The sequence below is a fragment of the Photobacterium rosenbergii genome, assembly GCF_003026455.1.
GTDB classification, from domain to species: domain Bacteria; phylum Pseudomonadota; class Gammaproteobacteria; order Enterobacterales; family Vibrionaceae; genus Photobacterium; species Photobacterium rosenbergii.
This window is the reverse complement of the sequence record NZ_PYMB01000012.1, coordinates 14,080-34,917: the sequence shown is the minus strand read 5'-3', so window position 1 is coordinate 34,917 and position 20,838 is coordinate 14,080. Positions and strand designations below refer to the sequence as shown.

Below are 20,838 nucleotides of genomic sequence, written 5' to 3'. Positions count from 1 at the left end.
ATCACTCGGAAAAAACTACAACATTTAATCAACTCGATAAGCAAGATATGAAAAGTTCAGCAGATGTATTAAAAATGGCAATCACTGCGGTTTACCAAGCATTTCCCAACTTAAGTTACCGACCAAGGCCTGATGATGTGAAGCTCTTGGCGGCATACATGAAGAGCCAGAGTAATGATTACCCCGGTTTCCTAGATACGTTACTGGAGGTGGAGAATGGACATATCGAACTGGCTTTAACCAAATACCACAGCATCAATAAAACGAACAACAGCAAAAAAACTAAAGCCTCACCAGCGCTCGACCGTTGTAATGTCAGTTTCTAGAAAATAATGCTCTAACTTGGGAACAGTAAACGTCAGAATCTTACCTTCCTTCTCGGTTCCCGGTCTAAAGTATGTCTCCGGCATTCTCTTTATCGAGGTCCAAACAACATGGTTATCCCGTTTGAGCACTTCACCACTGTCGTTGCGCAAAATTGTAGCAACTTCAACAAGGATCACCGAGTCAGTCCCCTCGTTTCGCAGTGATACTGGAATTGTCAGCCGCCCATCCTGATAACTGGCAGACTGAGCAACCATAACGACACCACTGCGTTGGTACTCACCGACTAAGCGCCCAGTATCGGGCGCGACCAGATCTCCTTTGGCTGATGAGGCCATTTTAGTTGGCGCATTAGCCGCCCCAGATGAAGGAACAGCAGGTGCCGTTGCTTTACCAGAAGTGATCGCTGTCCCCGTTACCACCGCTGCTCCGGTCGCAGTGCCTTTTGCAACGTTCCCGGTGCTTGGGATTGTTGCTGCAGATGCTTGGTCCGGTGAACTGCTTTCTATTTGAGGTGTGACAAAACGCCAGGTATTGTCCTCCAGCAGAATCACTTCCCGGCCATCGGGCAACGTCGCTATCATAGATCCGGCTTGCACAAACTGGATGAAGCCGAACAATAAACTGGCTATCGCCACCTTGATAAAAATTTGCCAATTAATGCGCATAAACCTGTCCCCTACGTGTTCTTCCACTGCCTTGTTAGTTATTTCTTTTCATTTTTTAATGTGTTTATTGTTTGCCTGCTTGGCATTCAAACTTACTGTCGAACCATTGAATGGTTATTTCACCCTGGTGCTCGCTATATTCCACGTTCTGTCCTAGGTATTTGATACCACTCGCCATTGGTTCTGCCAAGGCAATCACTTGGTCATTACCTTGGGTCAACACCAAGCTTGCCGGGTCAGTCTGATTGTAGAAGACTGCAGTAAAAGGCTGGCTGGTATCTCCACAATCTAGTGAAATACTATTGGGCACCTCGAGTTGCCCACTGATAATTTGCAGCTCGACAATCCGGCTTTTATAGGAAAATTCGGTACAGTTACCGACATCATCAGCTTTCCAGCAATCGTTTCGCCCTTTGATCCAACCGCGCTGCATTGCCTTCTGCAACTTGACGTCTTCGGCAGGTAGTTGCTCCATCGCCTTATCGAAGACTTGCTGCATTTGCCTATCCAAAGCGGCCAAGCCATCATCTTGGCAAATAAGCGTTTCCACCTCGCCATCAGCGTTGGCGCAATCAAAAGCAGGTTCTGACGCCAAACTATTAGCTAGCGGTACAGCATAAGCCAACAGGGCCAGAGCCCCCTTCTTCCAATACAATTTGTTCACGAAGCCTCCAGGTTGCGAGCATTTAACCTCAAGCATCACTTTATTATTAACTCACCAGCCCCGCTATGTTTTTTCATCTTTGAGCCTGAAACCTAAAAGAGCTCAAGAAATATCAACAACACTAATTAACATTAATTATCAATAAGGTACCTTGTCGCAATTTTGCAAATCCCTACTATTGGTACGAGCTCAGCACCATTTCCTTTCAACGCCAATAAGTAAAAACCCAAGGAAAATAGTAATATGGAAAAAAAGCACTACAACCCAGTCACTATATTTATACACTGGCTAACACTCTGTGTGATCGTCGCAGTTTTTGCTTCGATAGAAATCGCCATAAGCTTTGAACGCGACTCAGAGACCCGTGACCTGTTCAGCAACATGCACTTTTACCTAGGCGCTACACTCTTTGTCATTACCCTTTTCCGCCTGGTAGTAAAATTGACCAGCCACAAACCTGCTATTGATCCGACGCCAAGCAAAATGCAAAACAGGATTACCCAGATTGTCCATATCGCCCTGTATGCGTTGATGCTGCTTATTCCTATTGCAGGTCTGGCTTTGTTGAACAGTACAGGAAAGCCTTTGATTGTATTCGGTCAGGCACTGCCGACGCTTGTCGAAACAAACCGAGCCCTCACTGCAACAATCAGGGAGCGTCATGCATTGCTTGGTTTTACCCTGCTGACCTTGATCGCAATACATACTGCCGCGGCCCTGTTCCACCATTTCATCATCAAGGACAACACCCTGAGTCGCATGATGCCGCGCGCTAAAACGAAATCGGCCCAGCCAAAGGCTGAGCCGACAGTCGATTAATCACAGAATAAACGAAAGAATAATAAAAACGTCACCTGGCTAGGCGACAGGCCTCACATCAGTGAGGCCAACCCAACACATCACCCCAACAAGACAGGCGACAGCCCGGTACTCTGAGTACTAGCCAACAAGAAGCCAAGTAGAATCAAAATAACCCCACCCAACAACTGCAAACTGTACCCGGCCCATAGCAAGCCAGCATTAGCTCTTGATTCACCTGATTGACCGCTACTTTGTTGCAGATAACGATGGACAATACGCTTGCCCGATAGCGTCAACAGAGCCAGAGCAGAGGTTGTCAGCGCCGTGCCCAAAGACATCACAAGAGCACTGACTACGCCCATCCAGTAAAGACCAACCATATTGGCAAACAGCAATACCATAATGGCACCGGTACATGGACGCAGACCAATACTCATTATCACCCCAACGTACTCACGCAAGGTCTTGGCATTATCGACCTCTTCCGGCGAAGCGATATGGCGGTGCCCACAGCCACATTCGGTACCATGATCGTGATGATGGTGGTGATGATGATGGCGGTCATGGTGGTCATGGTGGTCATGGTGGTCATGGTGGTCATGGTGGTGACTACAGCCCGACGCCTGCTTCTTAGCAACACTTTTACGGAATCGCTTCAATGCCCGCCAGCAAATCATTACACCCAGCACACTCACCAGCACGCTGCTCATGGTCATGAACTTCACAGCCTGTGAGCTCACTTCACGCATAGACGCATTGAAGCCCCATAGCAGTACACTGACCAAGGTAATAGCGACAAGGGCCTGGCACACCGCCGAGATTATCGTCAGCATCAAGCTGGTTTTCACTTTGGTCGGCTGGGTAGCTAAGTAAGTCGTTACTATCACTTTGCCATGGCCCGGACCAAGGGCATGAAGTACACCGTAAAGGAAGCTAAAGCCAGCCAAATAGCCCCCTGATACCAACGGGTTCTCCTTGGCATCGTAGAGCAAATCCGCCAACTGGTTGTTCACCGCCCTCTGCCATTCAATGCTTTTCAACACCATACTCGGCCATGCTAACCAAAGCTGATAAGCACCGAACAATAAGGCTATCATCAGCACCGACAACATCAGCCACTTCTGACTCAGTAAATTATTAGGAGCAGCCTTCACGCTAGTTAATGGCTCGTTATGTTTATGCTGTGTCATTAGTTTGCATCCTTTGCAGTTTCACTCGGCTGGCAGTGAAAACGAACAGATTGGGTGAAAAGTTGGCCTAGGGCATTGTCCGGATCGGCGTCGGCAGGCAACGACATGGCATAGCTCATCTGCTCTGGCGTTGGGTTGGGTTCAATCATTTCAAGCTCGCAATAGTCCGCCAGATCGCCGGCCAAAATGACATCACGCTTGGAAAGCCAAGACATATCGACGTAATAGCTTGGCTCGAAAATTAATAGCTTGAGCGAGTCTTTGGTGACAAGCTTCGGCTTGGACAACGGCAGCTCGAAAGTAAGTACTAACCGCGCCCGGTCACGGGTCAGTTTACCGTAACGGGCTAGTTGGTATTTGATGGGTTCTTCACCGTCATAAAAGTAGGTGAAGTAGTGTTCGGACAGCATGTTATCAAGGACCATAGCTGTCACTTTGGTAAAGGTCTGCTGCTCCATCTCAGGCGAGGTATCTTCGCCATCAAGCATGTATGCGGAAGTCATAGGATCAAAAGACCAAACCATGCGAAAGCCGGTGATCATACCGTCATTGCCATCGACATAGGTTTTCATCTCGATCCATGAATGGGGATGCGCTGTGGCAAACAGCGGAAAAGTCATTAAGGAGAGACCGAATAAAGCCCGCTTCATAGCGGTGCTAAATCGGTTGTTTGCCCTTTTGCGGTAAAACATCAAAAGCCTTGTGTTGTGGGTTATTCAGACTAACAAATGTTATAATATAACATCTACCAACTTTGCTACCACTTCTTTTAACCCATAAACAAAAAGGCTTCCAATACTGGAAGCCTCATTTTCATGCTTTGTGACAATATTTTGCGCCCAGAGTATGGTGCTCATCTCGACTTGAGCACATGGTGCAACAGCGAAACCGCCAATCGTGCCGTCTGGTTCTGGTAGTCATACTCAGGATTCAGTCCCGCAATATCGACTAATCTAACTTTGTTGCTAGCCATTGCCTGACTGACCACCATCTCAACCACCGCCAAGTTCACACCGAATACCCGTGATAGGCTCACTCCCCCAGCTATTGCCGAAGAGAACACTGACAAATCGATACTCAAGTGGATGTGGTCGACCTGCTCAAGATACTGGGCCACCACCGACTGGATCCGTTTGCGATTTTTCATCTTCATTTCGCTATCGAGCAACCATTGCGCACCCAGCTCACTGGCATAGGCCATCGTGGCCTGCGAGTTAATATGATCGCACATGCCAAGCCCAAGGTATCTGAAGGTACGGTTGTTGGCATGGCAGAATGCCGCAACGCTATGGAATGCTGAGCCTGCCTTTACCGCCAGCGAGCGCCGTAGCTGGAAATTGGCGTCAATATTGATGATGCCTATCCGGTTTCCTTCCAGAAAAGGAAGGATATGGCTCTCTTCACCCGAGCTATCATTGCCCGCTTGGTTCACCGTATCTGAAAGGGCCTGATAACTTCCAATAGCCACTTCGTGACCACCGCCTAGCATCACCGGCAAGTGACCGAGCTTGAGCATACTGCACAGCTTGGCATACTGGGCTGAACGCATGGTATCGAACTCGTCTTCCTTCACGCCAAAGTAACTTTGAGCCTCAATCACTCCCGCATCGTATATGGGCAAGGCACCAGAATATGAAGTTCTCACCAGCATCTGCCTAATCGCATCTGGCCCTTCCTTGGCCCCAGTGTAGATATCGTAATCACTCAGGCTCAAATCACTGGCTAGCCCAAGGATCACCGCCCCTGCCTTGCGCTGCTCGGCATAAGGCTCAATCATGGCTCTAGGATGAGTATTGACGGGGTGACCGAGGAAGGAAAATGGAAACCAACGTTTAACATCCAGCATGATTGCTCCTTATGGAATATTACAAGTCCGGCGGCAATACCCTCGCCGCCTGGAGGACTGAGAAAATAATCGCGTTTTTACTCTTCTGAACCCGCTCTTGCGGCGCCATCACACTCACCGCCCCGACAATCTTGTTGCCGGTAAATACCGGGGCACTCACCCCCGAGACGCCAACGTCATACTCAGAAGTACTGATGGCGTAACCGTCTTTTTTTATCTGCGCCAGATCCTGTAACCAGTGATTGATATCATCCGGCTCACTGATCCCGAAATGGTGCAGTGTGGACATGATCCTTTGCTCGGGAAGATGAGCCAGAATCACCTTGGCGGATGCACCGCGGATCAATGGCTGGCTCTGTCCTTCCTCATAGGCACAGCGTAATGCATGGGGGCTATCCACCCGGGCAGTACACAGTGCCCGAAAACCGACCGGTACCAAATAGGCGGCCATTTCGCCGGTTTGCTGCTGGACCCTTTTCAGGACCTGATGCACCCCGCTTGATAGCGGGGAAAACTGCTGGAAATTACGCAGCAGCTGTAGTGCCGCCGGACCTATGCTGTAACAGCTTTGTCTCGGGCTTTCCTCAATCAGGTTCCAGTTCTTGAGGATTACCAAATAGCGATAAACGCTACTTTGCGGCATGCCTGTCTGTTCACTTAATGCCTGTGCAGTGACAGGTTCGTTCGCTGACGCAATGTGCATCAAAACCTGAAGCATCTTTTCATTGGCATTCAATTTATATTTATCTGATTTCAAAGCATTTCCTGTCGGTTTAATCTGGTTAGGCGACACGTCCGGTAGCTCCCATCGCGCCGACGCCTCTATTTACGCGCATCAGCCACTGTGGTTCAACCAGCATTCCCACAATGTGGTAATTACTATGATATAGAAACCCTACATTCCCACAATTTGATAATTTTATGATGGCCATAAAAAAGCGCCGACCCCATGGCCGGCGCTGACGCTGTCTGTATGTAGTTATCTGTCAAGCCTTCTTGCGGGTGAGGTACCAACAACTCAGCGAAGCCAGCGTTACCATCACGACTCCTTGCCAAAACGTTGTTCCTAAACTGATTCCGAAAATCAGGGCAGAGAAGAATGCCGAAAGAATGGGCGTAAAATAGGATAACGTCGCCAGCAGCACCATGTTGCCGCCAATAATGGCAATGTTCCACAACCCGTACCCCCCAGCCATGGCAATCGCCGCCAGTACTAAGTTCACAATTGCCCCGCTGCTCCATACCATCAGCGGTTGCTCGGTGAGGAAGTACTTCACCCACAGTGCAATCGCCGTGGCGATAAAAAACCAGGCAATCGCATTCTGGCCATTGGCTAAGCGCTTGGTGATATTGCAATAGATTGCCCAAATGAATGCGCCACTAAATGCCAAGGTATAACTGACAGGGTTGGTGGCTACATTGGCTGCCAAACGCGTCAACGATAAGCCTTGTTCACCACTGACCGTCCATGCCACACCCAAAAAAGCCATTGCCATGGCCGGGTACAAAAGTTTGCTCACTTTTTGTCTGCTTGCTACCACCGCCAACAAAACAGTTAGCGCAGGCCAGAGGTAATTAATCACGCTCATTTCAACGGTCTGTACCCTGTCGTTGGCCATGCCCAGCGCCAATGCCAAACACATTTCGTAACTGACGAACAACCCACCGCCAATGGCCAAATAGCGAGGGGAAAATCGGCTAAGCTTCGGGGCGCCTACAACCACCACCAGCAACACCGAACTCAGGGTATAAATCATTGCCGCCCCGCCTACCGGGCCCAGCTGCTCTGCAACATTTCGGATAAAGGCAACAATAGTGCTCCACAGCAGGATAGCGACGCATCCGGCCAGTGTATATTTGTGCTGAGAAACCAAAGAAAAACCGCCACAACTAAATATTGAAAGCGGCTAGGTTATCAAGCTTTTATCGCTGACAGTTAGCCTATTTTGGTATCGATTCTCAGTTAGTTTAAACACTTATAAAAACCATGGTTTTTATGCTTAATTTGTGACCATCTGAGCAATGCTGTAAATGCAACTAGTGTAGCATCGGTTGTTATAAGCATCAGTTGGTCAAATCAAGAGCTATCACTTGTTGTATGTGATTTTTCACCAAAATGCTCTGGTTGATAAGGTGCAAAAAAACGGCGCATAAGCCGAGAAGTATTTTGGTGAGGAAGTAAAAAAAATCGACCCATAGGAAGTCGACCGAATAAAAATCACATACCAAGGAGCTATGTCGTATGTCTACATTGACACAAAGGAGCAATACGTCCCAGGGCACACCAACTTACCCAGGCCAATCAACCGTAATACATGGAAATGGTGCCGTCGCACATGTCATGGATTATGTTTGTGGCGGTGTCATTGGCTACCCCATTACCCCTTCGACTGAAATCTCAGAATTATACGAAGCATTCAGGGCGCAAGGCGGTTGTAATGTATGGGGACAGCACCCATTCTTCTTCGAACCCGAAGGCGAACACTCAGCACAAAGTGGTGCACTCGGCGCGGCTCTGACCGGCGGGAAATATATCTCAAATGCCTCCTCAAGCCAGGGGATCTTATATGGCTTGGAATCCCATTACGTTACCGTCGGTAAGAAAGCCGCAGGTTTCGTCCTTCACGTAGCGGCCCGCTCTGTCTCGCGCCATTCACTAAACGTAATGGCTGGGCATGATGATGTGTACGCCCTGCTATCTGCTGGCTACACCACCCTATTTGCCAGCAACGCACAGGAAGCGGCAGACCTTGCAGCGATCTCATACCGTGTTAGTGCCCAGTCACTGATCCCGGTAGCCAATACCATGGACGGCTTTGCCACTAGCCACATCCAGAGCGAAGTGAAACTGCCAGAGCCTGAACTACTCAAGCAATACCTCGGCGACCCGACTGACCGTATCCCTGCACCAACCGAAGCCCAGCGTATGCTTTACGGAGCCAAAGGACGGGTTTGGCAACTCAACCAGTTCATGGATAAATTCCAAGACCAGTTCTGGCCAGAAAAGTTAAACGATCTGAAAGGTTATATTGCCAACAATAGCGAAGCGGTTGAGAAAGACAGCGAAGGCCAGTTCATTGAAGCTACCAAGCCATTCCTACCAGAAGGCCTGCATAAAAAATGGCAGCGTGCCTGGCTCAACGCCTATGAGAAAGATACCCGCCAGCGCGTCCCTGCACTGATGGATACCCATAACCCGGGCCTGACAGGCGGGGTGCAGAACCAACCTGATTACCAAGCCGGTATTGTCGACCACCGCAGCCACTTCCAGAATGACGTGTCGATGTTTATCGAGCAAGCTATGAAGGAGTACGGCGAGTTAACCGGTCGCTACTACGAACCAGTGATGGACTTCATGTGTGACGATGCGAACTATGTCATTGTTGGCCTCGGCTCAGTCACCGATGATGCAGAAGCCGTCGCCACCCACTTGCGCAAGCAAGGCCAGAAAGTCGGTGTTATTTCTATCAAGCAGCTTCATCCGTTCCCTGAAGCGCAAATCGTTGAAAAGCTAGCCGGTAAAATGGCTGTGACCGTACTTGAGCGTTGTGATGAAACCCGCTTGACCGCCCGTATCTCCCGCGCCTTGTTCAAGGCACAAGAAAACGTACAAAACCCAAGGCACAAAGGGATCCCTGCCCTACAGCATATTCCAACCATCAGCACCGGTATCTTCGGTCTGGGTGGCCATGACCTGCAGCCAAAACACCTAATCGCTGCGTTCGATAACATGCGCGAAGAAAATACCAAGCCGTTCTTCTACCTCGGCAGTCAGTTCTTCGACGCCAAGGCCACCGGTGAGTTAAAGGAAATCCAAGACCGCCTGCGTGCTGCCTACCCGGATACCGAATTGATGGCACTGGAAACCGGTGAGAACCCTAACCTGCTGCCTGATTCTGCACTGCGGGTTCGCTTCCACTCCGTCGGTGGTTACGGCACCATTGCCACCGGTAAACTGCTGACCGATATCCTGTCTGGCGCGTTGGGACTGCACTCGAAATCGATGCCGAAGTACGGCTCGGAGAAAAGTGGTGCACCGACCAACTTCTTTATTACTCTGTCGCCAGAGCCAATCAAGATCACCAACGCCGAATTGCAGCAAGTTGAAATCGTACTATCTCCAGACCACAAGGTGTTCATGCACACCAACCCACTGGCCGGGTTGACCCCTAACGGTACATTCATCCTGCAAACCCATCACGAGCCTGAGCAGGTATGGCAGGAAATCCCAGCCAGTGCCCGCCAGTACATCCGTGATAACAACATCAACTTCTACATTGTCGATGCCTTCAAGGTCGCCCGTGAACAAGCACCATCGGCAGATCTTGAAATCAGGATGATGGGTATCGCCTTTATCGGCGCGCTTTGCGGCCATGCGACTCAAGTCACCCAAGGGGCTGACGAAGCTTTGATGCTCGAGCGCATCACCCAGCAGATCGCCAAGAAATTTGGCGCCAAGGGCGAGAAAGTGGTTGCCAGTAACATGGCGGTGATCCGTGAAGGGATCCACGCAACCAAGCAAGTTTGCTACGCAAACTTCGAAGATGCCGACACTGCAGCAACAGCAACGACAAAAGCCGATGCACCGAAACAGAAACAAGCCAGCTGTGGCTTGTTCGACCCATCCTACTTCAGCAATATCGCGGGTAAACATTACGCCGATGGCTCGATTGGCGAAGCACCGGTTATTCCAGGTTCGGGCATGTTCATGCCGCCAGCGAGCGCGATCACCAAAGATAAAGGCCTATTCAGGCTCAATGCGCCCAAGTTCGACGCAGATAAGTGTACCGGATGTATGGAATGTACCATTGCCTGTCCAGACGGTGCGATCCCGAATGCGGTCCATGAGCTCCACGATATCCTTTATGTCGCTATCGACAAACTGAATATTCCACCGGCTCAGCGTGATGGACTGAAGGCGAAAATGCCACCGATTTTGGATGCGGTTCGCCAGTACTACCGCACCGCGCCGAAGAACGAGTCACTGCCGCTGCACCAAGTGGTTGCCAAAGTGGTCGACACCATGTCATTCGACGAACCAGGGGTGAGCCAGCAAATTGCCGGGATTTGTGTAGCACTGGAATCATTGCCAGTCAGCCGTACCAAGCCTTTCTTCGATGCGATGGAAAAAGCGGTTCCTGGCAGCGGCGGTTTATTCTCAGTTGCAATCGATCCGAGCAAGTGTAGTGGGTGTATGGAGTGTGTGGATGTTTGTGGCCCGAACGCGCTACAGAAAGTCCGCCAGACCACCGAAATGAACCAGCAGATGCACGAGCTGTTCCATACCTTGGCAGAGATGCCGAATACCCCAGCCCGCTTCCTGCAACAAGGTGTCACCGATGCCAGCGAGTCCAAGCGCCTGTTGCTTGACCGCAGTAACTACTACGCCATGAGTTCAGGCCACGGTGCGTGTCGTGGTTGTGGCGAGGTCACCGCGCTGCGTCTGGTTACTTCTATCAACCGCGCCTTGCAGCAGCAACGCTACCAGTCACACATCGCCAGCCTTGAGGAGATGATTGATAAGCTGGAAGACAAACAACAATCTTTAGCGGCTATCGATGCAGAGCAAGCTCGTGCCGAGCGTATTGCCCGTACTATTCAAGTATTGGAAAAACGCCTGTACCACTTCGAATATGGGCCAACGGGTAACGGGCCATCCGATGCGCTGATCGCCAACGCCACAGGTTGTAGTAGTGTTTACGCCTCGACCTTCCCGGCTAACCCATACAACGACCCATGGGTAAACAGCTTGTTCCAAGATACCCCAGCCGTCGCGAAGGGCTTGTTTGAAGGTGAAGCAGCTAACCAGCTTGAGCAATTCAAGGCACTGCGTACCGCCAAGCTAGAGCTTGAAGATATGTACGATGCCGAAGTCCATGACCGCCAGCTTCGTTACCTAGAATGGAGCCACCTATCCGATCAGGAACTCGGCCTATTACCAACCGTATTCAGTATCGGCGGTGATGGCGCGACTTATGACATCGGCTTTGGTGCCCTATCACGCCTACTGTCCACCAGTACACCTATCAAGGTTTTCGTACTAAATACCGGTAGCTACTCCAACACCGGTGGGCAGGCATCGACCGCCAGCTTTACCGCGCAGGATTCCGACCTCAGCCGTTTCGGCAGTGCCCACAGCGGTAAACAGGAATCGCGTAAAGAGTTGGGTATCATCGCGACCTTCCACCCGAAAGTCATGGTGGTACAAACCTCTACAGCCCTGCAGGGTCACTTCATGGCGAATTTGATGGAGTACCTCAACTATCAAGACGCCCCTGCGCTGTTTGATGTCTACACCCCATGTATGGGTGAGCACGGTATTGCTGATGACGCCAGTACCCGCCACTCCCGCCTGGCTGTCGAAAGCCGCATGAGCCCAGTGTTTGTCCATGACCCACGCAAGGGCGAGACATTGTCCGAGTGCTTCTCTATCGAGGGCAACCCTGAGCTACAGCAAGACTGGGCAACCCATACCATTAGCTACATTGACAGCGACGGTATGACCCAGTTGAAACAAGTACCGTTCACGCCAGCCGACTTCTCACTCTATGAGGGGCGTTTCAAGAAGCACTTCAATCCAGTAACCGAAGCTCAGAATGCTGTTGAGATAGCTGAGTACGTCACAATGAGTGCGGATGAGCGTAATGGTAAGGTGCCGTTTATCTGGGCAACCGATAAGCAGCAGCACCTTATCAAGTTAAGCGTCTCCAGTTCGATTGTCGCCCTGACCGAAGAGCGGTTACGCAACTGGCATATGCTGCAGTACCTCAGCGGCCAGCACATCACCAACATCGACCAGCAGTACCAGCGCCAGATCGATGAATGGAAACAGCGTTACCACAACGCCATCGACAGCAACGAGAAAACCATCGAGACCATCGCCAATGGTTTGGCAGAGCTAGCTATGGCTGCTTCGCCTAATGTGGTCAATAGCATCCCGGTGACCCAAATAGAGAGCAATTCAGCAGCACCACAGGCACCGAGTAATACCAACGGCGACCTGCCTCTGGTAATGATAAACGAGGATGAAAAAGGCCAATGTACAGACTGCAAGACCTGTTACCAGCAACTGGGCGAATTGTTCGAGAAAACCACAATTGTTGAAAACGGCGAAGCCAAGGTCATCAGCCAGGTGATCCCTAACGCCTTGGAAACTGTCGAACTCAGCGATGAATTGATCAAACGAGCCTCGCGTATTGCCGATGAGTGTGATGCAGAAATCATCCACTTCAACGCACCTGCATCGGTGGAGGTGTAGTCATGAGTGATGTAATTTCCCGTCCAATCTCGCAAGCTCAACGGGAGCTGATGCTAAAGCGCATGGAGCAAAACCCACAGCGCTTCCAGCAGGTGGTGATCGAGGAGAGCATGCAGCTCATTCGCGAAACCCTTAAGCAAGGCAAGCTCTCTGCTGAGTTTACCGAAAAGCTCTGGCAACTACTGCTTGCCGATAACGAACTCAGTATCGCCCTGCAGCGCTACTTATGGCGTATCCCGCTCAAGCAAAAGCGTGCCTTTGTGCAGGCGCTGGATACCCATTTATCAGAGCGCTATCCGATGTTCAAAGGGCTATCTGCCGGATGGCCAGGAAGCAACAACATACCGCCTTATGTACGCCCGGCCGAAGAGCGCCGCAAGGACTTTGACTTGGTTAGCCAGGGCTATTTGGGTTACATGGGGCTGGGTTACAGCCTGCGTGAAGTTGAAATGTTCGTCTGGCTTGAAGTGATCCGAGACAAGCAGTGTGAAGATCGCCCGTGTGAGATCGGCGTGCCGAAGTGCGACCGAGACGGTAACCCCGCTGAAGAGAACGATGGCGGTTGCCCGGTTAAGATACACATCCCTCAGGTACTCAACCTAATGGGTGAAGGCCGTTTCAGGGACGCCTTCGAGCTCATCCGCGATGCCAACCCATTACCGAATGTCACGGGCCGGGTTTGTCCTCAAGAGCTGCAATGTCAGGGCGTGTGTACCCATAACGACAGGCCTATCGAAATCGGTCAGTTGGAGTGGTTCCTACCCCAGCGTGAACGCGAACTATCCAGCGGCGAGCCGCCGAAAGCGGCTGACATCAACCCTTGGGTTGCGGCTACCAAACCTCCGGTTGCGATTGTAGGTTCTGGCCCTTCGGGGCTGATCAATGCCTACTTGCTCGCCAAAGAAGGCTATCCGGTGACCGTTTTCGAGGCGTTCCATGTCTTGGGTGGCGTACTGAGGTACGGTATCCCTGAGTTCCGCCTGCCAAACCAGTTGGTGGATGATGTGGTCGAGAAAATCAAAGCGCTCGGCGGGCGCTTTGTCACCAACTATATTGTTGGTAAAACAGCGACCCTCGCCGATCTGAAACGCGCTGGCTTCACGCGCATTTTCGTCGGTACCGGAGCAGGTTTGCCGCGCTTTATGAATGTTCCGGGTGAGCATTTACTGAACATTATGTCGGCCAATGAGTTCCTGACCCGTGTCAATCTGATGCACGCCAACGAGCCTGACTACGAAACGCCAATGCCGGATATGGAAGGTAAAGAAGTGATGATCATCGGCGGTGGTAACACCGCGATGGACGCCGCCCGTACCGCTTGCCGTTTGGGGGCCAACGTCACTATCGTCTACCGCCGTACCCAACAGGAAATGCCCGCCCGTGTCGAAGAACTTCACCATGCGCTCGAAGAAGGAATCCAGCTTAAGGAGCTACGCTCGCCTTGTGAGTTCAACGGTGACAAAAACCATGTTCTGGCCAGTGCCAAGCTTGATGTAATGGCGCTGGGCGAGCCTGATGCTTCTGGCCGAAGGCGTCCACAGTCAACCGGTGAGTTTGAGCTGATGAAAGTCGACTTTGCCATTATGGCCTTGGGCAACAGCTCCAACCCTATCGTCAAAGACGCCAACCCAGACTTGGATACCTCCAAGTGGGGTACACTGCTGCTCAACAAGGGCTCGCAAGAGACCTCACTAAGCGGCGTATACAGTGGCGGTGATGCTACCCGTGGTGGCTCAACAGCTATCAAGGCTGCAGGTGACGGCCAGGCTGCGGCAAGGGAAATCATGGGCCACCTTGATTTCAATGCCAAGGAAGTCGAAGGGCTCGTCGCACAAGCTTGTCACTATACAGGGCTAGGCCAAACGCCAGCTAAAATCGTCAAACGTCGCCAATTGACCGAAGAAATTGTCGAATTCACCATTACCTCACCGCTCATTGCCCGTTCAGCCAAGGCTGGTCAGTTTGTCAGGGTACTGGCGGATGAAAAAGGTGAATTGATCCCTCTCACTTTGGCCGATTGGGACGCCGAAGCCGGCACTATCGAGCTGGTGATCCAGGGGCTAGGAACCAGCTCCAAGCTGATCAACCAAATGCAAGAAGGCGACTGCTTCGAGGCCATTGCCGGCCCATTGGGGCAAGCCAGCCATGTGGTAAAACACCCTGACAACCAGAGTGTTATCTTCACCGCGGGCGGCGTAGGCCTGCCTGCTGTGCATCCTATCATGCGTGCCCACCTGGAAATCGGCAATAAGGTCACCCTGATCTCCGGCTTCAGAAGCAAGACCCATAGTTTCTGGACGGAACAAGGCGACAAGGTCGAGAACCTACGGGCAGCGTTCCCTGGATTACTGGAAGTGGTTTACACCAGTAACGATGGTACGTTCGGCATCGAAGGATTTGTGACAAATCCGCTCGAAGATCGCTTGGTGCAGCATAGGGAAGCCAATAACCCTGATTCTGATCAGACAATTGCCGAAGTCATCACTATAGGCCCGCCTATGATGATGCGTGCAGTCAGCGATCAAACTCTGGGCTACCAAGTTCCATGTGTCGCCAGCCTCAACTCCATCATGGTCGATGCCACCGGCATGTGTGGTGCATGCATGGTACCTGTGATGGAAGACGGCAAACTAGTGCGTAAGCACGCCTGTATCGATGGTCCTGAAATCAACAGCCATGTCATCGATTGGGACAAGTTCTTACCAAGGTTTAATCAGTTTAAACCGCAAGAGCGCCAGAGCCAGATAGCGCACAAGCTGATTGAAGAGTAAATTAATGCAGAGTAAGCACCAATAACTAGGTAACACCCAAGGGGCCCCACTGCAGAGTGGGGCCTTTTTTTGCCTCCCACAAACTCCGTCCCGCAAGAGCATCCTAGATAAGTCATTCAAAGGTGAAACATAAGGAAGGCCTAAAACCAACTACACTTAATCGACTGTTAATATCAGGAGACTGTTATGAGTGGCTCGAATCATCATACCTATAAGAAAATGGAACTGGTTGGCTCCTCTCCCGTTAGCATTGAAGATGCTATAAGCAACGCCATCGAACGCGCCAATGAAACGGTAAACAACATGCGCTGGTTCGAAGTCGTCGAGACCCGTGGTCATATCATGGGCGGCAAAGTGGCCCATTGGCAGGTGACAATCAAAATCGGATTTACGTTGGAGGAATAGGCTTAAGGCTAACTAACACCATGAAGTTAAATAATTTATGGGATTTATAAAGATATAAAATCCCATAAAAGATATATCAAATCCTCGCTACTGCTCTTGTCTGCCGACCCATTTCGTAACATTATCCGTGTCGAAAGTTGATTGTTAAATCCAAATCAATGATTGCTAATTGTGTTTATCACCAATTTTAGATAAGCGACTGTCTGGGGAGGTTAACTCCCCTTTTTTTAATACCAAGCGCGTATTACCAGCCAATTATCAATTGGTAAACTCTAGCTTCATTGAAAGACATCAGTTTCTGTTACTACATTGAACAGTTGGGGCATTTATATGTTTGCGCCCCTTTTTTTATTAGAGCAACAACCAGTGCCGCAATGTTCGCAAAGCCCTTTCAGAGAAATCCATCTCTTCGATATTCTGTTTAGCTTCCTGCGCCAGTTTGGGCTCGTCGGTAATAATGCCATCAACCCCTAGCAGGAACAGTCGCTGCATTGCCGCTGCATTGTTGATAGTCCAAGCCAGCACCTCTTGCTCTCGCTGCTGGATTTCAATGATTCGCCAGGCATCAAGCCATTGGTCGCTAACCATCAACATGTCCACCTCGCGTTCAAGGTCCGACTCACCAACACTTGCTGCGTATATCAGAGCATATCGCAATTGCTCGGGCCGCTTTTCCGCCAGCATATTCATCAGTTCTGCCAGCAAGTCGGTATCCAGGCTCGAAACAATCATGGCCTGTCGATAATTCGGTAGTAACTCAGCCATTGCCTTAGCCAAACCAAAGCTTCGGTTGTATCGTTTGAGTTCGATATTAAACTCAATGTCATTGGCGTAATTATCCAATAGATGGGTCAACAAAGGCGGCGGTGTAAGATCCTGTTGCTGGTATGCTGCGACAATCTCAGCATAAGAGGCATTTTCCACTACCAGATGAGAACCCAGCATCCGGCCCAAATCACGGTCGTGGAATACGACCACCTGCCCATCTTTGGTGATTTGCACATCAATCTCGGTGCTTTGGATACCCAATGAAATAGCGTACTGGATACCCGCCTCACTGTTTTCGGGATAGGCAAATCCACCACCACGGTGAGCGGTAACATATCCCGATGTATTAGTCTGCAAATGCCCGACAAAATGGCGTACGTCGGAGTAGCCGTTAAATGAAGCAAAGACCGTAAACACCACCATTACGCCGCCAAGTAAAACTCGGCGCTGGGTGTTTTGCATTAGGCCAGCAAAGCGCTCTTCTTCATTGACTAACTTCAAGCGCCTTGTCTGCAGGCGCAACACGTAGTACTGGCAACTTGCGTAGATAAACCGGTCGATAAAGCTCAATAGAAAAGCGACACCAATCAGCACAACCGTTGCCACCATCAACCACGGATATCGCTCGGGATCATAAGTCGCCCAGTGCAATATGGGTTCAAGCACAAACAGTATGCTCGTGCCGATAGCGGCAATTATCACAGCCCGACCCAGTAACCATGCAACATGGCCTAATAGGATATGGATATAGATGCCCTGGCTGAGGCGCTGGGCTTGCTTGAACAGACGCCATTGGGAACAGTTCTGGAATAGGCTAAGTGGCAATGCAAGCCACCAGCTGGCCCAGTAGCGAAGAACCAACAAAACTATCGGCAGCGTGATTAATACCAGCAGGCCAACAGCTAGCCACAAAGAGCTCATCTGATGGCTGAGGTAATAGTTAATATCCCAGTCATTGAGCATAAGCCCATAAAGCCAACGCCCGCACCAAACTAAGGTAGAAAGTAGCAGACTGATCCCTAACGACTGGGCAAGGACCACCTTGGCAACGCGGAAACTGCGCTGGAGGATCAGCCCAAAGGTATCCATTATCGAGCGTTTTCCCAAATCATGCTGGGCCAACAAGATGCTAATCGTTGAATGCTCGACGAAAAAGGCAAAGCTCAACTGAGTAATGAGCCAGAGGCTGAGCAAAAAGCCTGCGGGTGACAGGAAGAAGGCCAATAGTTCCTGGTTGGCAATCGCACTCACGCCATGGAGTGACATCAACTTGGAGCTTATCCAGATATCTAGCGGGACAAACAAGGTCAACAATGTACAGCGAACAAAAAGGAAACTGGTTAGCATCTGAAACCCGCTAGTTCTAAGCCGGTGCCAAATGAAATAGAGGATATGTCGTCCGCGATGGAAAAATGCGTAGCTCAAAAGTGTGTTTCGCCAAGGTTGTATTATCATTCTATAGCTATGATAACACCTCAATAGCTTGGGTGCCCGCGAAGGTGATTACTGGCAAGCATGGGTACAGGCGGGCTTTCGCGGTTTGTTCTCAGCCACCCTCTATCGCCATTGTTGTTATCACCGTCATAGACTTCGATTTAAAAGTCTTGGATTAACGTTGGCGTTTTTGCAAAAAAGAGTTTGCTGAACCGGGATTTATACTGCCAGCCAAGTGCAAGCAGCCGCTTGGCCAAGCCTTTATTCTCGATAGTTGCGACTTCAATACCGTTATAATGATAAGGGTGCTTCCTGATATAATCGATAAATGCAGTTAACACCCCTTGTCCCCTTACCGCAGAAGCAAAGCGTACAGACACAATAGAGAATCGCTGACTCCCTACTGGGCAGCGAACCAAACAGTAACCTAATTCATTTTGGATGGTTTCCGAAAACTCTGGAAATGGCCGATCTTGATACTTTTGCGACAAGTTATCGTACTCTGCACAAAGTGTTTTCAGAAGTTGTTGGGCATTCTGATTCATGGGCAGTGCCTTTTTTGGGTCCTTTTACATAATAAATTTTAATTCATCATGCGAAGTGGCTGAACCCATTGAAGCCATTAAAATAGGGTAAACATTTAAGTGTTCAAACTGCCTCTTTTTACTTTTTTCTTAATTATTTGAAAAAACACAGTGGCTCATTTCTTTCAATATAGCCACAGTACTTATTCCTATTATACTTTTCTACAGAATCACACCAGTGCGCTCACCCCGCCACCCCAACATAAGATACTGAATATTAGAGACTTAATTGAAAAATAAAATTATTAACCTTTGGTTTCTTCGAGGTTAACGTCTAGTTTATGGCATCAAATAAGTATTTGAGCAAAACTATAACCGTGATTTGAACAAAGTATACATCTTCGTTAAAAGGTAATTATTACTTTTATTTTCATAATGAAGAAAAAGGTTAAATAAAACATTTCCCCTTTGATTTATTAATCATAGAAATTAAGCCAATATTTTTGAAATATTCAGCTAAAAGTCAGTTAAAGGATATATTTAATGAAGTTTGCAAAACGTACCCTAGCATCAGCGTTAACGATCGGTTTTTTATCTTTTTCACTCCCTGCTCTGTCATCACAAGCAGAGGCAATGAAGGGCAGCAGATACCCCGACAGGCGCACTTCACCAACCTAGTGTAGAAAAAGATGTCTTCCGTAACCTGACCCCATTACACCTTGCGGTTGTCGAAGGTAATTTGGAACAGGCCAAAAAGTTGATTGCCGAAGGAGCAGATGTCAACGCTTTGGACCCATTGATGGGAAATGCCCCTATTCACTTTGCCGCTCAGGCCCATAATGTCGAGATGCTGAAGATGCTGGTTGAGCATGGCGCATTCGTGAACCTTCAACCCGTGCGACTAGGCGCATCCCCACTGATGCTGGCGGTATGGTACCGCAACATCGAAGGCGTAGAATACCTTCTTAGCCTGCCGGATACTGACACAACGTTAGTAGCGGCGTTTGGTATGTCGGCCAAAGATTTCAATGACTTCGGTCCAAATCCTGAAGACAAGGCTGCCATCGCCGATATCGCGCAGATAAACCAATTGTTTGATAAACGCACCGCAGAACTAAACAGCCAGGCCAAAAATGACAGTACCATCTTTACTGCTTTGGTCCTTGATACGGAGTCAACCGACGAAGAAAAGCTGGCAAATATTCAAGCACTCATCAAAGGAGGAGCTGATGTCAATGCAGTTTCCCCAGTTCTCAAGGTAGGTAGTGACTTCCACGCCGCTCTTCTGGTCGCAGCCCGGAACGGCAACTACGAGATCGCAAAAGCCTTGCTCGAGGCGGGTGCCGACCAAACTATCCCTGGCAACTACATGGCTGCGATTCCTTTACACAAAGCGGCTTATTTTGGTCGGGCCGATATGCTGACGCTGCTTTCTCAATACGAAGGATTCAAGGAAGTATTGGATGCGATGGGTCCAAATAACGGTTACACACCGCTGCATGATGCTATCTGGCACGGCCACACCGAGGCGGCTAAAGTCCTGATTGAAGCAGGAGCGGATACCAGTATTGTCGCTTTTGACGGTTTAACACCAAAAGCACTGGCAGAGCAATTTGGCTATAGCGATATCGTCGAACTCTTGGAGGCCGGTGAGTAATGTCCAAGCCAAAATTGGAACCAATTATCAATGATATTTTTGCCGCTTTTGATCAGTTGGCCGACGACAGTTTCTTTACTCAATACCTCAGTGAAGAGTGCCATTTTGAATTCCACGGAGAGGTATTGTGTGATGGCTGACAACCGGTATCAAATTGGCTTCATGTTAGATTTCAAAGCCCGCGCTTTGTCGGGAGAAATATTCGACCATACCGTGAAGGAGCAGATTGAGAGGTACCTTGTTGAGCCAAGTGATTATAGTTCGGTAAGCTATCTACTAGCTCGAATTACCAACCAAACAGCAACCCAATAACTGAGTTGCTGATTTTCTTTCCCATGTCGATTGTCGTGAAATGACCTGTCAGGTATTTCAGTACTGAGTATTATCCGCGCACAACAGGCTGGGCTCTGAACAGCGCCCAGCAGACACATTGCGCCGTGCTCATAACAATCACAACACATAAGTAATAGATGACACGGATTTGGCTTAATCACTCACCAGGGTTCTGATGAACCTCGATATAAAGCA

At 49.7% G+C, this 20,838-nt stretch carries 17 protein-coding genes; 8 read left to right on the top strand and 9 right to left on the bottom strand.

All coding sequences use genetic code 11. The features are described 5' to 3' along the window. The first annotated feature begins 47 nt into the window (after nt 1-47). Nucleotides 48-326: a hypothetical protein gene (locus C9J01_RS19385; protein ID WP_146157101.1), complete on the top strand. Its 279-nt coding sequence runs from the start codon at nt 48-50 to the stop codon at nt 324-326. Here the strand turns inward: C9J01_RS19385 and C9J01_RS19380 are convergent. Together C9J01_RS19380 and C9J01_RS19375 are read right to left on the bottom strand one after the other, a co-directional pair. Then, on the bottom strand, nt 291-992 hold the full coding sequence (locus tag C9J01_RS19380) for a DUF3157 family protein (protein ID WP_107299788.1): 702 nt from the start codon (nt 990-992) through the stop codon (nt 291-293). The two genes, C9J01_RS19385 and C9J01_RS19380, sit on opposite strands and share 36 nt — an antisense overlap. A 64-nt stretch (nt 993-1,056) precedes the next feature. Continuing rightward, nucleotides 1,057-1,656 (bottom strand): MliC family protein, encoded by a 600-nt coding sequence (locus C9J01_RS19375; RefSeq protein WP_158264572.1) that lies wholly within the window; start codon nt 1,654-1,656, stop codon nt 1,057-1,059. Between the two features lie 243 nt (nt 1,657-1,899). On the opposite strand from C9J01_RS19375, the gene C9J01_RS19370 reads away from it, so the two are divergent. Beyond that, on the top strand, nt 1,900-2,475 hold the full coding sequence (locus C9J01_RS19370) for a cytochrome b (RefSeq protein WP_107299786.1): 576 nt from the start codon (nt 1,900-1,902) through the stop codon (nt 2,473-2,475). 80 nt (nt 2,476-2,555) lie between these two features. Here the strand turns inward: C9J01_RS19370 and C9J01_RS19365 are convergent, their stop codons facing one another. From C9J01_RS19365 to yddG, 5 genes are all read right to left on the bottom strand, one after another. After that, nucleotides 2,556-3,647 (bottom strand): nickel/cobalt transporter, encoded by a 1,092-nt coding sequence (locus C9J01_RS19365; RefSeq protein ID WP_419687380.1) that lies wholly within the window; start codon nt 3,645-3,647, stop codon nt 2,556-2,558. After that, nucleotides 3,647-4,267 carry a DUF1007 family protein gene (locus C9J01_RS19360; protein ID WP_419687377.1) on the bottom strand — a complete coding sequence of 207 codons (621 nt, stop codon included), beginning with the start codon at nt 4,265-4,267 and terminating at the stop codon, nt 3,647-3,649. Before C9J01_RS19360 ends, C9J01_RS19365 begins: the two co-directional genes overlap by 1 nt. A 233-nt stretch (nt 4,268-4,500) precedes the next feature. Further along, nucleotides 4,501-5,493: an arginase family protein gene (locus tag C9J01_RS19355; protein ID WP_107299784.1), complete on the bottom strand. Its 993-nt coding sequence runs from the start codon at nt 5,491-5,493 to the stop codon at nt 4,501-4,503. 19 nt (nt 5,494-5,512) lie between these two features. After that, a complete protein-coding gene (locus C9J01_RS19350) occupies nt 5,513-6,211 on the bottom strand; it encodes an IclR family transcriptional regulator (protein WP_107299858.1) in 699 nt (232 codons plus the stop codon). A gap of 268 nt (nt 6,212-6,479) precedes the next feature. Continuing rightward, entirely contained in the window at nt 6,480-7,367 is an 888-nt protein-coding gene (gene yddG / locus C9J01_RS19345; protein WP_107299783.1) for an aromatic amino acid DMT transporter YddG, read from the bottom strand. A gap of 368 nt (nt 7,368-7,735) precedes the next feature. On the opposite strand from yddG, the gene C9J01_RS19340 reads away from it, so the two are divergent. The 3 genes from C9J01_RS19340 (at nt 7,736) to C9J01_RS19330 (ending at nt 15,927) form a co-directional block, all read left to right on the top strand. Then, a complete protein-coding gene (locus C9J01_RS19340; RefSeq protein ID WP_107299782.1) occupies nt 7,736-12,751 on the top strand; it encodes a 2-oxoacid:acceptor oxidoreductase family protein in 5,016 nt (1,671 codons plus the stop codon). A 2-nt stretch (nt 12,752-12,753) separates the two neighbouring features. Continuing rightward, nucleotides 12,754-15,522 carry a sulfide/dihydroorotate dehydrogenase-like FAD/NAD-binding protein gene (locus tag C9J01_RS19335; protein WP_237157014.1) on the top strand — a complete coding sequence of 923 codons (2,769 nt, stop codon included), beginning with the start codon at nt 12,754-12,756 and terminating at the stop codon, nt 15,520-15,522. Nucleotides 15,523-15,708: 186 nt separating this feature from the next. Beyond that, complete coding sequence (locus C9J01_RS19330; protein ID WP_107299781.1) at nt 15,709-15,927, top strand: dodecin; 219 nt, start codon at nt 15,709-15,711, stop codon at nt 15,925-15,927. Nucleotides 15,928-16,278: 351 nt separating this feature from the next. On the opposite strand, the gene C9J01_RS19325 is transcribed toward C9J01_RS19330, so the two are convergent. Further along, entirely contained in the window at nt 16,279-18,042 is a 1,764-nt protein-coding gene (locus tag C9J01_RS19325) for a glycerophosphodiester phosphodiesterase family protein (protein ID WP_237157013.1), read from the bottom strand. Between the two features lie 248 nt (nt 18,043-18,290). Beyond that, on the bottom strand, nt 18,291-18,674 hold the full coding sequence (locus C9J01_RS19320) for a hypothetical protein (RefSeq protein ID WP_107299780.1): 384 nt from the start codon (nt 18,672-18,674) through the stop codon (nt 18,291-18,293). A 682-nt stretch (nt 18,675-19,356) separates the two neighbouring features. Between C9J01_RS19320 and C9J01_RS19315 the strand changes: the two genes are divergently transcribed. Genes C9J01_RS19315 through C9J01_RS19310 form a run of 3 tightly spaced genes read left to right on the top strand, consistent with a single transcriptional unit; the run spans nt 19,357 to nt 20,622 of the window. Next, a complete protein-coding gene (locus tag C9J01_RS19315; protein ID WP_272898732.1) occupies nt 19,357-20,310 on the top strand; it encodes an ankyrin repeat domain-containing protein in 954 nt (317 codons plus the stop codon). Further along, the gene (locus C9J01_RS29670) at nt 20,310-20,450 is read left to right on the top strand and encodes a hypothetical protein (RefSeq protein ID WP_158264571.1); all 141 of its coding nucleotides are present in this window, start codon (nt 20,310-20,312) and stop codon (nt 20,448-20,450) included. The genes C9J01_RS19315 and C9J01_RS29670 overlap by 1 nt, the downstream gene beginning before the upstream one ends. Continuing rightward, nucleotides 20,443-20,622: a hypothetical protein gene (locus C9J01_RS19310; protein WP_107299778.1), complete on the top strand. Its 180-nt coding sequence runs from the start codon at nt 20,443-20,445 to the stop codon at nt 20,620-20,622. Before C9J01_RS29670 ends, C9J01_RS19310 begins: the two co-directional genes overlap by 8 nt. Nucleotides 20,623-20,838: the final 216 nt, after the last annotated feature.